This is a genomic window from Halococcus hamelinensis 100A6, assembly GCF_000336675.1.
GTDB classification, from domain to species: Archaea; Halobacteriota; Halobacteria; order Halobacteriales; family Halococcaceae; genus Halococcus; species Halococcus hamelinensis.
On record NZ_AOMB01000032.1, the window covers coordinates 182,058 to 196,772 of the forward strand.

The window sequence follows — 14,715 nt, forward strand, 5'->3', positions numbered from 1 at the left end:
CGATCGACGATCCTTCGGAGAATAGCATGAACGTCATCCAGATCCCACACGTCTACCGCCCGTCGCTCGGCGGCGTCGAGAACTACGTCCACCGGCTGAACCGCTCGCTCGAAACGCGCGGGCACGACACGGCGACGATCACGACCGACGTCAGCCTCGCGAACACGGACTCGCCGCTCGACCCGCAGGCGAACGTCGCCTACTGTGACACCGACTTCACGGTGTTTCGGAACCCGTTCTCGCTCGACCTCCACCGGCGCGTCGAGCGAAGCACGGCGGACCTCTATCACCTCCACAACCTCGAGTTCTTCTCGACGGTCGAAGCCGTCCACGCGCTCCCGGCGGATGCCCCGTCCGTGCTGACGGTCCACGGTTTCCGTCCGTCGCCGGACAGTTTCCTGCAGCGCGCGCTCACGGGGCTCTATCACCCGGTCGCGGCGTACGTCCTCGACCACGTCGACAGAACGATCGTGCTCGGCGCGACCGAGAAGGACGCGCTCGTCGACGCGTTCGACGTCGATCCGTCGACCGTCGACGTCGTTCCGAACGGTATCCATCCCGAGGAGTTCGAGGTGACACGCGAGCGAGTCGTGGCGTTCAACCGCCGGTACGGCCTCGACCCGGAGACACCCACCATCCTGTTCGTCGGGCGGATGGTGCCCCTGAAACGCCCACACCTCCTCGTCGACGCGCTCGCCGAGTACCTCCCCGACCGCGACCTCGATGCGGTGATCGTCGGCACCGGCAGCGGCGAGTACGAACGGAACGTCCGCGAGCGCGCCGACGACCGCGTTCACTTCCTCGCCAATCTACCCTTCGACGAGCTGAAGGCGGCCTACCACGCCTCGGACCTGTTCACCCAGCTCTCCGGTGCGGAAGGGTTGCCGACGGTCGTGCTCGAAGCGATGCACGCTGAGCTCCCCGTGGTCGCGACGTCCGTCGGCGCGCTTCCGGACGTCCTGAGCCACCGCGAGAACGGCTGGCTCCTCGACGCCGCACCCGAGGTCGGGGACGTCGCCGAGGCAATCCGGTTCTACCTCGACCGTCCCGACGAACGGCGACGGGTCGGTGTGCGGAACCGCGAGCTGGTCTACGACCGATACGATTGGTCGCACGTCGCCGACGATATCGTGTCGACGTACGCTCGCGCGCTCGATTGAAAATCTACGGCTTTTGCCGACCCGCTACTGGCCGGCCATCTCGGTCCCCGAACGCCCACCGATCGGGAGCTGATTGAGAACCCCGTGGATGAAGGGGCCAGGATCGTCGAGGTGGAGGTAGTCGAAGTGTGGCTGGTCGTAACACGACGAGAGGACCTCCCACACCGCGGTTCGGAAGGCGGGCGGTTCGATGGCGGGATAGCGCTTCCGGAGGATGCTCCAGAGATACTGGAATTCGCCGAAGAGGAGGTGATTGCCGGCTCCCACCTCGTACTCCGTTTCGATGCGGTCCGGCTCGCCCGTCGCCAGCAGCCAGTGCGCGTGGGGGAAGTCGGCCCCCGCGATGACGTCCATCTCGATCGACGCCCAGACGCGGGGGTTGATCTCGGTGAACTTGTACTCCCCGGTGTCTGGCTCCTTGAGGAACTGGACCGAGGCGAGGCCGTGCCAGTCGAGGTGGTCGAGCATGGCTCGCCCCATCTCCTCGATCTCGGGGTCGTACATCGTCTCCCGGTAGACGCTCGCGCCGCCGGCGTAGGATTTCCCGCGGATCTGGCGCTTCTGGCACGTCAGCACCGATTTTCCCTCGTCGTAGAGCCCCCTGAAGCCGTATTCGGTGCGGGTGTCCCGGACGAGTTCCTGGACGATCGGAACGTGGTCGGGGACGTGGCGACCGCTCTTGTGCATCGTCTCCTGTATCGCCTCCAGGTCGGGTTCGGTGCCGGCGGCGGTGTAGATCACCTCCATCTTCCCCTCACACTCGTCCTCCGAGAGCGAGTCCACGTAGTCGGGCGTGAGGATCGAGTACCGGGGTTTGACGATCAGCTCCCGGCTCCAGTCGTCGACCTCGTCGAAGGAGTACGTCTCCGGGATGGCGATCCCGGCCTCGCGTGCGGCCTCGGCCTGTCGAAGCCGGTCGTGGACCGTCCGGACCTGCTCGAAGGACGGCCAGAGCGCGACGACGTGTTCCTCGAACTGGTCGCGATACTTCCCCAGCACGTAGCTGTCGACCTCCCGATGGGGAACGATCGTGTAGACGTCCGGCCGCTCGGCGAGCGAGAGGAGAGCGTCCTTGTAGGCCAGGAGGTCCTCGTAGGGCGAGGGGACGATGGCCGTCTCATCACAGTACCGGGACGCGAGGGCCGGTCGGTCCCGGTGTTCCGAGACCGCGATGGTGTGGACGCCGCGTTTCCCGAGCGAGCGAAGACACGAGATGCTGCTCCCGGAGTCGTTGATCGGGAGCAGTACCGAGCGACCATCGGATTGTGGTTTCATTCGTCGATCCCAGGGACAGCGGCCACATAGCTATGCAGTCGTTTGAGCTATCGACCGGACGAACCGCGCGACACTGCGGGAGGAATCGAGCGTCGAATCGGTCGTGCTGACACGTCTCGGAGGTGAGCTCGATACACGAGGGGCCACCGAACCGAACCCGGAATCGTCCTCCACTCGAATCGTCCTAACGACGGAATTGAATCGGCTCCCGGAGTTGAATACGTCGGTGGATATCAACGGTGTGCGTGAACGAAGTAGACGCCGGAGCGCCGGTCCGCCGGCCCGCCGAGGGGTGTGAGCGAGTAGCCCGCCGCCCGGAGAAACGCCTCGACCTCCTCGGCGCTCGTCCCGTACCGACGACACTTCGCCGAGTGAACTTCGAGATAGACCGACTCGACGGTATCGAGAAGATCCCCCAATCCACGGAGGACGAGGAGTTCCGCGCCCTGGACGTCGATCTTGACCACGTCGGGCGGCGCGAATTCATCGTCGAGGAGGTCCGCACCGCGGCGGGTCTCGACCGTTCGACCGACGCCGTCGGGTGCGAGATAGTGATGGCCGCCGCCGGCGTCGACGACTTCGGACGAGAGGGTCGTCGTTCCGTTCTCGTCCGAGAGCGCTATCGGCGAGACCGTCCAGCGTTCGGCGGGAGCGGTGGTTTCGAGGTTGGCCCGGAGCCGCGACCGATTCACCGCCTCGGGTTCGAACCCGACGACCTGACCGGTGGTCAGCGCGCTCGCGACGAAGCAGGTGTACGTCCCCACGCACGCCCCGACGTCCCAGACCGTCTCGGTGCCGTCGAGGCCCGAAAGCAACGCCGCGACCAGGTCCCGTTCACCACCGAGCGTCGTCGCCCGGCGGTACTCCGCCACCGTCGAAACCCCGAACCGAACCGTTTCGCCGGCGACCGTCGTCTCGACGGTGTCGCCGGCCATCGCCGCCCGAGCCATCCAGTAGGCCGTCTCGACACGCCAGTAGACCGACGAGACGAACGGCGGAACTCCGTATCTGGCGGCCAGCCGATACGGGGCGTTGCGCAGTCGGTCCTTCGTCGTTCGAGTGTCTTGCATTTCGATGAGTGAGGTCGTTTCGTCCGCCGGTTCGATGGGGATCGGTCGGCAGTGGGAAGGTGTCCCGGCCGGTCACGCGGGGGTGAGCGGCCCCGTGCGCAGGAGCCGCTGTCCGACCCGTTCTGCGGTCTCGCCGAGCGCTCCCGTCGCGCCGCCGCCGGCGGCCAGCCGGTCGTTACCACCGGCCCCGCCGCCCGCCTCCTCGGCGATCTCGCGGCCGATGGCCGTCGCGCTGAACTCGTCCGCGAGCGCTTCGTCGACGGCGACGGCGAACGAGCCATCGCCGTGGGCGACGACGAGGGTGATCCCCTCGCCGTCCATCGCGCGCTTCGCGAGCGCCCGCGCGTCGGGGAGTTCCCCGTCCTCGAACTCGACGACGCGAACGGTCGGGTCGTCACCGCCCGATCCGTCGTCGACCGACCGATCCTCCGAGAGCGATCCCCACCACGAATCGGCCCATCGCGTGCGGACGGCATCGAGCTCGCGCCGCAGGTCGCGGCGTTCGTCGTCGAGCGCGGTGACCCGCTCGGGGAGGTCCTCGACCCTCGCATCGAGCCGTTCGGCCGCTTCCCGCGCCGCGCGTCGGTTCTCGCGGTCGACGTCGTTCGTGTTCGACTCCCAGTCCTTGCTCACGGTCAGACTCTCGCGAACCGTCCGTTCCCGCCGTCGCCAGTAGAGTGTCGTTCCGACGAGTGCGATGCTCGAAGCCAAGCCGACGCGTGTGGTGTTATTCATGGATGAATCCCTTGAGTTTCGGCCCCAGGGTGGGGTGGGTTATCAGCGGAGCCAGCCGAGGCGTGATCGTCGCGAGCCGTCCGTAACCGTCGAGCGAAGCGCGTCCAGCCCGCTCGGGTGGACTGACGAAGCTCACGAGCGGGTACTCGAACCCGCCGAACTGTGCTTTGAAACCGTGAACGCTGGAGCCGCGTCGCGAACGCCCGAAATCCACGACCGAGCGTCCGGCGCGACAGGCCCGCTCGATCGACTCGACGTAGAGCAGGTGGTTCGGTCGGTGGTCCCAGTGGGCGCGCTTCGAGGCCGGGGTCCACACCATCGTGGTGTCGCCCCACTCGAAGAGGAACACACCGGCGATCGGTTCGCCCGCGCGCTCGGCGAGCAGAACCGTGGCGGCCTCTCCGAGCCCGTCGGCGAGCGACGCGAAGAATTCCTCGGGGAACTGCGGGCTCCCGAGACGACGCATCGTTTCGAGATACAGCGGGTAGAACTCGGCGACCGTGCCCTCGGTCACGGTGACGCCGTGGTCGCGGGCGGTTCGCACGCACCGGCGGATGTCCTTCTCGAACGTGGACTCCCAGAGCGTCTCGAACGGCCGATCGAGCGACAGTCGGATCGACGACCCGGTCGGAACCCCGCCGTAACCCGCCTCGTTGTACCCGCTCACGCCGCTCCAGCCGCCGTCCTTGACGATGCGGGTGTCGCCGTCGAGTTCGGACAGGACCGACGTCGTGGAGACGGCCTCCTCGACCAGCGGAAAGCCGTACTCACAGAATGGGTTGACCACACTGTGGCCGACCCCCTCCCGGACGCTGAACCCCGGGACCATCCCTCGGGTCGCGCCGGAGTCGGGATCCGTCAGGAGGCGGTGTCGGGGCTCGTACCCGAACGCCGTCTCGACGGCGGCCGCCCACTCCGGGGTGTGAAACACCGTCGCAGCGGGGTGGTCCTCGACGATGGACCGCCACTCCGACGACCGAGTGGACACGGGTTGGGTCTCGACGTCGCTACCGTCGATCGTCGTCCGGCTCATCGTTCACCCCCGATCCGAAGCGGGGCGGTGCCGTCGGTAGCCACCTCGCCCGGGTCGGCGTACCCGTCCGCGACGGCACCGGCCGTCCCGAAGGCGAACTCGTCGAGCAGCGCTTCGAGCTTCGCCGCCAGTCGCTCGATCCCGTGGAAGCTAACGAAGCGTGCGTGTGCCGGGATCGGGGCGTGTTCGGCCGCGGACCGAACGGCCGGGTTGAACTCCCAGGGGTGGAAGTAGATCGTCGCCGGATGCCCGCGTGCGTTGAGGCTCCGTATCCCGCGTTTGACGGGCCAGGTCGGCAGCACTCGCGCGTAGAACCCGCCAGCGACCGGCAGCCGAACCCGCGGGTGGAACACCGCGAGCGGGAGTTCGACGAGCCGACCGTCGGCCTCGTCACCCGAATCCGTGAACGGCGCTCGCGGGTCGAGGCGGTAGGGCCGAACCGGTGCGTCGGCCACACCGTACATCGGCGTCTTGACGGGGAAGACGCTGGAATCGTACCGATAGCCGGCGGCTTCGAGCGCCTCGATGGCCCACGCCGTCCGGGGGGTCACCGAGAAGTTGGGCGCACGAAATCCCGTCGGCCACGTTCCGGTCGCGTCGTGGATGGCGACGGCGCTCGCTTCGAGCTCCGCGGCGAACTCGTCCCTGTCGAGTTCGAACAGCGGCCGGTGGGTGTGGCCGTGTGAGCCGACCTCGTGACCCGCATCGGCGATCCGTGCCACGAGGTCCGGCCGTTCGTGGGCCAGTTCGCCGACGACGAAGAACGTCGCCCGGACGTCGAACCGGTCGAGGATAGCGAGAACGCGTTCGACCGATGCCTCGACGTGTGTCGCCGGGTCCGTCACTCGCTCCCGAAGCAGCGTCGCCGAGTACCAGTGTTCGACGTCGAACGAGAGGACGTTCGTCACCTCGTCGCTCATCGGCTCCTCCCGTCGATCCCGGCGTTCTCGAAGTAGGTGCTGAGCGAGTGGAGGACGATCGCGGTGAAGCACGCGAAGATACCGACCAGCACGAGGAACACCGCGCTGAGCGAGAGCCCGACCGGAAACGTTCCCGACTGGACGTAGCTGACGACCGCCCAGTAGCCGACGCCAAGCCCGCCGAAGGTGAGCGAAAAGCCCGGCAGCGCGAGCGCCGTGAGCGGGCGTTCGCGTTCGACGGTCTTCAGGATGTTCTGGAGGAGGATCATCCCGTGGGAGAGCGGGTCCTGACTGCTCGCGTTCGCCACGTCGTAGGTGACCGTGATCGGGACCTCCTCGACGGGGTAGTCGTGGTGGTGGATGTGATAGAGGATGTCCGTGCTCGCGTCCATCCAGTCGCCGATGGTCATGTCCTCGGCGAGGGTCTCGATCGCCTCCCGGTCGTACGCCCGAAAGCCGCTCTGTGTGTCGCTCATGCGCGAGTCGGCTCGCACGATGCCCATGCTCAGGTTCGTGAGCACGTTGATGACGCGGAGCCCCACGCGGCGGTAGAACGGCGCGTTCGATACGGCCCCGTCCACGAACCGGCTGCCGATGACGAGCGGGGCGTGCGTGGTGGCTTGCGCCCTGACCAGCCGGGGAACGTCCGCGGGGTCGTGCTGTCCGTCGGCATCGAGAACGACGAGATGGGTCACGTCGTGACCCTTCGCGGTCTCGAAGGCGGTCTTGAGGGCAGCACCGTAGCCCCGATTCCGGTCGTGGGCGCTGACGACCGCGCCAGCCTCCGCGGCCCTGATCGCGGTGCTGTCGCCGCTCCCGTCGTCCACGACCAGCACCAGATCGGCGTGCTCGGCCACCCGCCGCACCACGTCGCCGATGGTGGCTTCCTCGTTGTACGCCGGGATCGCTACCATCACGTCGGGGTCGGCGTGGGCGGATGCCGACCCCGACCCCGACGTGTGTTCGGTCGGCTGTCGGCCGTTTTCGGACCTATCGCTTTCGAGGGGGTGAACCCGGTCCGGAACGTGGTCGTCGACGACGTCGACGGCCGAACCCACCCCCTCACTCGCGGAAACGCCGTCAGCAGTGTGTTCGCTCATTCTCCTCCGGGCCTTCGTTGACCGTATCGGACGATAGATATTCTCCAATTGTGTGTTTCTGAACGGCGTATTTGGTGACGAACACACACTCAAACGCGAAATTATTCCACGATTCGGGCAGATAGTTGCGGGTAGAACGCTCGAACTGAAAGGATAGAACAACGAATATTCCTCGATGGCACAACCGAGGGAGCTATCGAATCAACCGACGAGACCGTCGCTGCTCGGGCCGAGGGACGGGGCTCGTTCCCGGGACCCCAAGCACGGCTGACTCGATGGACGCGGAAGGGACCGAATCGAGCGGCCGATACGTTCGGCAGTGGCGCTCGGCACACGTCGTCGGAGGTGCGAGCCTCGTGACGACCGGCCGTTCACCGCGTTCGCACTGACCCCCACGAACCAGTGCAGGCGTCCACGACGCGTCGTCCGAAACGGCCCCGGGAACCGTTTTCGCTCGTCCGGTGACCCGTTCAACGGGACAATAGTCAATCGGCCCGGAGGACGACCGTCCGCTACAATGGGCCAGGAACGTGTCTCGATCGGACGGCGAACGTTCCTGGCGCTCGTCGCCGCGGGCAGCGGTACCATCGCCGCCTGCTCGTCGCCGAACCGGCCCGCAGAACGACCCCCCACGGAGATCCCAATGTCAAACCTCGATCGCGTATACGAGATCACGGAGAACTACCACGTCGGACCGAAACGAGAGCGCCCGGAACCGGGTGACGCCGCGGGAACGATCTGGGAGGCGACCGACCCGGGCCCGGCGGGTGCGACCCGGCGGTCGCTCTCCGACGGCGACCGCTGGATACCGTTGGTCGTCGAGCCCGAATCGCCGAGGGCGACCGGCGAGTACCACCTCACCGCCGACGACGGCTTCGAGGGGATCCAGAACGTGATCGACCGAACGGGCGGCAACGTCGTGATTCGGCTCGCGCCGGGGACGTACGTCGGGCGCGAACTCACCCTCGAACACGGCGTCGTGCTGGTCGGGTCGGGTCGCAACGCGACCACGCTCAAGCTCGAGGACGGGGCGAACGCGGACCTCGTGACGACGCCCGACCTCCCCGACCGAAACGTGATGGAGTGTACCCTCCGGGACATCACGTTCGACGGGAACAGGGCGAACAACGCCTCCGGGAACGCGGTGTACGGGGCGTTCTGGAACAGTCGGTTCGTGGACTGCAACTTCTACGCCGCACCCGGGAACGGGTTCTGGCTCGCCGGGTCGACGGCGAGCACCGACGACAACCAGTTCCGTGGCTGTCAGTTCCTCAACAATCGGGCCGCCGGGCTCCGCGGTGGCGGCAACAAACGTTCCTATCCCTCCGTCGGTGTCGCCCGCGTCGATACCAACTGGTTCGGCTACAATGGGGGCCCCGCCGTCACCGCCCGGGGGGAATCCTGGAAGATCAGCGATTCGAAGTTCTACGCCAACGGGCTGGACGGCGACCCGACGATCGAGTTCGACCGGTGTAGCTACTCGAACGTCACCGGCTGCGACATCCACTCGGACTACCCCGACCACCCGCTCATCCTGGTCTCGGCGTCGAAGGGGGTCGAGAGCATCGGCAACCAGATCAAGAGCAACGACCTGCGGGGGAACTACCGGTCGGCGGTAGGGTGTCTCGTCGACGGGAACGACATCGTGGCGCTCCAGATCCACGACAACACGATACAGAGCAACGGTCGCTCGGGGTCGGGGATCGTCGCGCGCGAGACCGGACCGGGGTCGTTCGTCGACTGTTCGTTCAGGAACAACACGTTCGTCGGCACCACGACCGGTCGTGCGGTCAGACTCCCGGACAGCTGGCGCACGAACGGGAACATCAACGCCGGCCGAATCGATTGAATCGGCGCATAGTAATGGCTCGGTGGGGGTAATCCGAACCCGACAATGGTACCGGAACGCCGGAGGGGCGGATGAGTCAGTCGACGATCGTTCGGTCCTCGTTCGGAACGTTCTTCGCCCGGGTCGCGACCTCCGTCTCCGTGTTCCTCGCCGTCTTCTATCTCGCGACCACCGGCGCGTCGGTCCTCGGGGTGTATTCGCTGTTCATCGCCGTCGTGGAGGTCGTCGGGCTGGTGACCGACGCCGGCCTTTCCGCGGCCGCGAAGAAACGGATCAGCGAGGGCGTCGAGCGCGACGAGTTCTTCACCGCCGCTCTCCTCACTCGTCTCGGCATCTTCGTCGGCGTCGCGGCCGTTCTGGTCGGCTTCAGGGGCGAGATCACCGCCTACATCGGCCACGAGTTCGCGGTGCCGTTCTTGTTGCTGTGCTCGCTCACCTATCTCGTCCAGTCGACGCTCTACGAATCCCTGAGCGGCGAGAAACGGGTCGCCAGAGCCGGACTGCTGGGGTTCGTCTCCAACGGCGGCCGTCTGGTCGCGTGGATACCCTTGTTGGCACTGGACTACGGCCTGTTCGGGATCCTCGTCGGGGTTTGGCTCGGGCAGGTGCTGGCCGTCGTCGTCGGCGTGGGCATGCTCTCGTTGCGGCTGCGACGACCGGCACGGCGACACTTCGAGAGCCTGTTCCGGTTCGCGAAGTACAGCTGGATGGGGGCGCTCCAGGAGACCTCCTGGATCTGGACGGACACGCTCATCCTCGGGGTCTTCGTCGCCCCCTCGTTCGTCGGGGTCTACGAGCTGAGCTGGCAGATCACCGGCGTCCTGTTCTTCGTCGCGTCGGCGATCAGTTCGGCGCTGTTCCCGAACATCAGCGAACTCGCGGCTCGAAACGACTACGACCGGGTCACCGACCTCCTCGAACGCTCGCTGGTCTACGTCGGTATCATGTCGATCCCGGGGTTCGTCGGCGGGGTCATCTTCGCCGAGCCGATACTTGGGATGTTCGGCGACGAGTACCGGGTCGGTGCCACCGTCGTCATCGTGTTGCTCCTCGCGCGCGCGTTCCACAGCTACGAGGTGGTGTTCGGCGAGGCGCTCAACGCGCTCGACCGTCCGGACCTGATGTTCAGAACGAACCTCGTCTTCCTCGTGTTGCTCATCTCGCTCAACGTCGTCGGTATCGTCGTCTTCGGGTGGGTCGGTGCGGCGTTCGCCACGACGGTGGCGATGGTGGTCCGGACGGCGCTCTCGTTCTACTTCATCCGGTCGATACTCTCGTTCACGGTTCCCACGAGGGAGATCGGCTTCGAGGTCCTCGCCGCGCTCTTCATGGGTGCGTGTCTCTGGGTACTCACCCCGCGTTCGACGCTCGCGACCCCGACCGTCGTTCTGTTGGTCGGGACGGGAGCGGCGATCTACGCGCTCACCGTTCTGGTGTTGATAGAACGGGTACGCATCGAGGCGTCCGGGCTCGTCTCGAACGTCCGGACGCTTCTCTAGGCGTTCGTCCGGTTCCCTCGAATGTAGTAGACCGAGGCGCGGTCGTTCTCGTAGACCGGTTCTCGGTCGGCGAGAACGGTCCGGTAGAACGACGTCCGCTCGACGGAGACGTACGCCGAGTCGCTCCCCGGCTTCGTCATGGGTCGCTCGCTCACGTAGACGTAACCGGGCCCCTCGAAACTTGTTCGCCCCAGCCATATCGACTCGATCCGGTCGCTCGGGACGACCTCCCCGACGAGTAACCCATCCCGGCTCTTGACCCGGTCGTAGTTGTTGTAGACCGCCACGTCCGTACCGGGGTTCGACGAGCGTTCCGCGAGCCACCGAGTGGCGTCGACCTCGTCCTGGCTGTAGACCGGCCAGCCAGCGCTCTGGTTGTAGTTGATGCTGTACGCCGGCTCCGGCTGGTCGGCGACCGCGAAGGCGGTTCCCGAGCTGAACAGGAAGAGGAGCGCGAGGAACACCGCGAAGACGCCCTCGGCCGGGATGGCGCTGAGGCGCGGACGTGGCCCGACGCGTGGAAGCCGTGCGGCACCCCGTCCGAGGACGGCGAGGGCGGTTCGCATACCGGTGATGGCGAACGGTGCGAGGACGAACAGGGCGATCTGGAGCGTCCGGTCGAAGCCCATCCCGAACGTGACCACCGCCGACGAGACGAGGAACCCGAACACCCCGACCGAGAACAGCGTGTACTCGGCGTTCCGGACGGCATCGCGGTCGGTGGCGAGCGCGTAGAGGGCGGCGAGGATGCCGAGACCGACGAGGCCGACGAGCGCGATGTAGAGGAGCTTCGAGGCGAGCCAGTAGACCGACTCGGTCTCCGTCATCGCATAGCCCACACCGCTCCGGCCGGAGTCCGAGAGCGGAAACGCCTCGAACACCTCGCCGGCGACGCTCACGACGCTATCGAGGTTCTCCCCGGACGCGGTGAGGGCGTACCACAGCACCCAGAAGCCACCGAAGAACGCGACGAGCGCCGGTCGCGTGATTCGAGTGACGACACCGACGCCGCTCACCAGCCGAACGACGTGCCGGGCGACGAGACCGAACCCCAGGAACGCGACGAACAGCAGGCTGACGCCGTAGTGGGCGAAGACCACCGACATCGCGAACGCGAGCCCGAGAACCCACCGCTGGAGCGCCGAGAGCCGTTCGTCGAGGAACACCATGAGCAGGAGGACACCGAACAGGCCGGCGACGAGCTGTTTGTCGGGCATGTCCTTGAAGAACCCGTAGTAGAACACGAGCGTGAACGGCGCGAGCACGGCGACCGAGCGCTCGCGAAACTCGGCCCGTGCGATGTACCAGAGACAGACCGGAAGCAACGAGACCAAGAGCGGGTAGACGAGCTTGTAGACCCAGACGATCTCAAGCCCGGTGACCATCGAATAGACCGCTGCCAGCAGCGTGATCGCGACCAGGGAGGCGTTCGAGTCGCCACCCGTCGCGTTCCAGTACCCGTCCTCGAGGATCGTCGCGGCCGTGGCGTACTCGTAGTGGATGTCGAACCCCCAGATGTGCCCCGAGACCAGTGTCATCTGTAACAGCACCGTCGCCGCCACCGCCCAGACCCCGTAGGGGTAGAGCACCGCCGAGCCCCGCCACCGGAGGAGTGCCAGTGGAACGACCGCGACCACACACGACAGGGCGACGAGCACCCCATCCGAACCCGGAGCGGTGCCGGGGAGCGTCACGAGGACGGCACCGAGCGGAAGCGCCGTCACGGCGGCGAGCGCGAGCCAATCGCGTGGCGACAGCCCTCGGACGACCGACCGAGCCGTGCGTTCGTCGTGACCGAACTCCCAGCCGATCACCCGGGGCTGCAACCGGTCGGAGATCCCGACGACCGAGACGGTAGCCCACTCGAAGACCGCCAGGGGTTGGAACGGCCGTCGAAGCACCCCCGACCCGACGGAACGGGCGGCTTGCAAACAGAGCACGAGCGCTGCGACGGCGAGCGTCATGCTCAACGGGGTGAGCGGTCGGTCGATAGCCAGCCCCGACAGCACGACGTCGACCGTTATCGAGAGACAGACGACGAGGGGGAGGCTGAGTCCGACGGAGTAGACGACGATGGGGCCGGGCGAGCGGTCGTCGAGCCCGAGCAGCGAGACGAGCAGGTACCCCGGCACCACCCCGAGGAGAACACAGCCGAGGACCGCTCGGAGGACGGTCGTTCCCGGCACGTCGATATCGAGGGTTACGACCACCAGGAGAACCGAGACCATCACGGCGAGCGACGCCACCTCCAGTTCGTTCGAGCGGGTGTCCATCATTTCAGATCGGTGATCCGAACCACGCGGCCATAGTCAATGAGTGCATGAAGCGGTCAATTGCGCCGTTGAAACGCGAGATCGGTGTCGAACCGAACGGTGACCCCATCGAAACGGACGAGAGACCTCGCCCGACATCCTCTCCCGTGGGCATCGTGAGGCGCGACGTGGCGAACACGGCACGGTCCCGTCACGTCGTGGAACGGCTCAGCGCCGGTGGATTCGGCTGATGGCCGCCGAGTGAGTCGGCTCTCTTAGACCGGAACCGACCGGAGCAACGGGACCGGAAGGAAGGAGAATCGTGGCTCGAATTCCGGAACTAACCACTGATTCCGACGACTCAAGCACCGAATAGCTATGATTTGATGTGCTATCGGTAGGGTCATGGCACTACGCCCGTCGACCGTCGAAACGGCTACCGCCGAGGTCTTCCAGGACGTACTCTCGGGTTCGTCGGATGGCGTCCTCGCGATCGGGTTGAACGAAACGGCCACGGCCGAACTCCTTCACAGTCTGGACGGGATGGAGGACCCGCCGTTCGTTCGGTTGCTCACCTACGAGTCGGTGCTCAAGTGGATCCGGGAGGACTTCGTGACGGCGAGCGTCGCAGCGGAGCTCGTCGCCACGAACACGCTCTCCGCGCAGATGGCGGAGGGACCGTTCGAGAACGTCCTGCTCGTCACCGACGAGTCCGTCACCGCGATCATCTCGACGAAGGACGACGTCGTCGGGCTCAGTACCGAGAACCCCGAACTCGTCGAGGGCACACGCGCGTACTGGGAGGGGCTCTACAAGGAATCGGGGAGTTTCCCGCTGCGCACCCCGGCGTACTCGGCGGTCGGGGACTCGCTCGTCGCCGAGTTCGGTCCCGAACTGGTCGACGATTTTCGATCGATGCTCGACGCGCTCGAAAGCACTCGCGGCCAGAACCCCGACGAGGTGGTGATCGCGCTCCTCGTCGCGGCGAAGCACGAGAAGCTCCTGTACGACATCTCGAGGTGGGGTGAGAACATCGGGATAGCGAGCAAAGCGACCTTCTCCCGGGAGAAGATGCGGCTCGAAGAGGCCGGACTCATCGCGACGGAGAAAGTACCCGTGGACGTCGGTCGGCCACGGCTGCGCCTGCTCCTGGGTGACGAGCGCCTTCGAACGGAGGCCGCCGAGGAGTTCGTGAGCGTCGTTCGGGACGAGCTCCCGGCCGGAGTCAGCCCATGAAGCCGGCCATCGAGGACCGGACCGTCGTCGTCACCGGCGGGAGCGGCTTCATCGGGAGCCACCTCGTCGAGGCGGTCGCGCCGACCAACGACGTCCGCGTCGTCGATACCGCCGGGGGCCAGCAGTCCCGTCGGTTCCCGACGGACGTCGACGTCGTCACGGGCGACGTTCGCGACGCGGCCACGCGGGACGCGGCGCTCGACGGTGCCGACGTCCTCTTTCACGAGGCGGCCATCGCGAGCGTCGAGCGGTCCATCGAGGAACCCGAGGAGAGCCACGCCGTGAACGTCGATGCCACGCTGTCGCTCCTCGAAACGGCTCGCCGAACCGGGACCCGAGTCGTCTTCGCGTCGAGTGCGGCCATCTACGGGGACCCCGACCGGGTGCCGGTCTCGGAGGACGAACCGAAGGCCCCGAACTCGCCGTACGGGCTCGAGAAGCTCTCCGGCGACCACTACTGCCGCCTCTACAACCACCTGTACGACGTCGAGACGGTCTCGCTACGGTACTTCAACGTCTACGGGCCTCGTCAGTCGGCGGGGTCGTACAGCGGGGTGATCTCGACGTTCGTCTCCCAGGCCCAGTC

Annotated in this window: 12 protein-coding genes; 5 read left to right on the top strand and 7 right to left on the bottom strand. The window is 66.5% G+C overall.

Annotated elements, in window-relative coordinates; translation table 11 throughout:
• Positions 1–26 precede the first annotated feature (26 nt).
• Positions 27–1,160 carry a glycosyltransferase family 4 protein gene (locus C447_RS11420; protein WP_007694014.1) on the top strand — a complete coding sequence of 378 codons (1,134 nt, stop codon included), beginning with the start codon at positions 27–29 and terminating at the stop codon, positions 1,158–1,160.
• A 24-nt stretch (positions 1,161–1,184) separates the two neighbouring features.
• On the opposite strand, the gene C447_RS11425 is transcribed toward C447_RS11420, so the two are convergent.
• The 6 genes from C447_RS11425 to C447_RS11450 form a co-directional block, all read right to left on the bottom strand.
• Positions 1,185–2,435 (bottom strand): carboxylate--amine ligase, encoded by a 1,251-nt coding sequence (locus C447_RS11425; RefSeq protein ID WP_007694015.1) that lies wholly within the window; start codon positions 2,433–2,435, stop codon positions 1,185–1,187.
• Between the two features lie 233 nt (positions 2,436–2,668).
• Entirely contained in the window at positions 2,669–3,505 is an 837-nt protein-coding gene (locus C447_RS11430; RefSeq protein ID WP_007694016.1) for an FkbM family methyltransferase, read from the bottom strand.
• Positions 3,506–3,577: 72 nt separating this feature from the next.
• Positions 3,578–4,240: a DHHA1 domain-containing protein gene (locus tag C447_RS11435; RefSeq protein WP_007694017.1), complete on the bottom strand. Its 663-nt coding sequence runs from the start codon at positions 4,238–4,240 to the stop codon at positions 3,578–3,580.
• Positions 4,233–5,273 (bottom strand): lipid II:glycine glycyltransferase FemX, encoded by a 1,041-nt coding sequence (locus C447_RS11440; RefSeq protein WP_007694018.1) that lies wholly within the window; start codon positions 5,271–5,273, stop codon positions 4,233–4,235. The genes C447_RS11435 and C447_RS11440 overlap by 8 nt, the downstream gene beginning before the upstream one ends.
• Positions 5,270–6,193, bottom strand: coding sequence for a polysaccharide deacetylase family protein (locus C447_RS11445; RefSeq protein WP_007694019.1), 924 nt, complete (start codon positions 6,191–6,193; stop codon positions 5,270–5,272). Before C447_RS11445 ends, C447_RS11440 begins: the two co-directional genes overlap by 4 nt.
• The gene (locus tag C447_RS11450; protein WP_007694020.1) at positions 6,190–7,293 is read right to left on the bottom strand and encodes a glycosyltransferase family 2 protein; all 1,104 of its coding nucleotides are present in this window, start codon (positions 7,291–7,293) and stop codon (positions 6,190–6,192) included. The genes C447_RS11445 and C447_RS11450 overlap by 4 nt, the downstream gene beginning before the upstream one ends.
• Before the next feature lie 643 nt (positions 7,294–7,936).
• Here C447_RS11450 and C447_RS11455 point away from each other — a divergent pair.
• Positions 7,937–9,142, top strand: a complete 1,206-nt coding sequence (locus C447_RS11455) for a right-handed parallel beta-helix repeat-containing protein (protein ID WP_237713476.1) — start codon at positions 7,937–7,939, stop codon at positions 9,140–9,142.
• Between the two features lie 71 nt (positions 9,143–9,213).
• Positions 9,214–10,641 (top strand): MATE family efflux transporter, encoded by a 1,428-nt coding sequence (locus C447_RS11460; protein WP_007694022.1) that lies wholly within the window; start codon positions 9,214–9,216, stop codon positions 10,639–10,641.
• On the opposite strand, the gene C447_RS11465 is transcribed toward C447_RS11460, so the two are convergent.
• On the bottom strand, positions 10,638–12,914 hold the full coding sequence (locus C447_RS11465; protein WP_007694024.1) for a DUF2206 domain-containing protein: 2,277 nt from the start codon (positions 12,912–12,914) through the stop codon (positions 10,638–10,640). The two genes, C447_RS11460 and C447_RS11465, sit on opposite strands and share 4 nt — an antisense overlap.
• A gap of 384 nt (positions 12,915–13,298) precedes the next feature.
• On the opposite strand from C447_RS11465, the gene tbsP reads away from it, so the two are divergent.
• Together tbsP and C447_RS11475 are read left to right on the top strand one after the other, a co-directional pair.
• A complete protein-coding gene (gene tbsP, locus C447_RS11470; protein WP_007694026.1) occupies positions 13,299–14,129 on the top strand; it encodes a transcriptional regulator TbsP in 831 nt (276 codons plus the stop codon).
• On the top strand, positions 14,126–14,715 hold a 590-nt coding region (locus C447_RS11475), incomplete at its 3' end, for an NAD-dependent epimerase/dehydratase family protein (protein ID WP_007694028.1). The genes tbsP and C447_RS11475, both read left to right, overlap by 4 nt.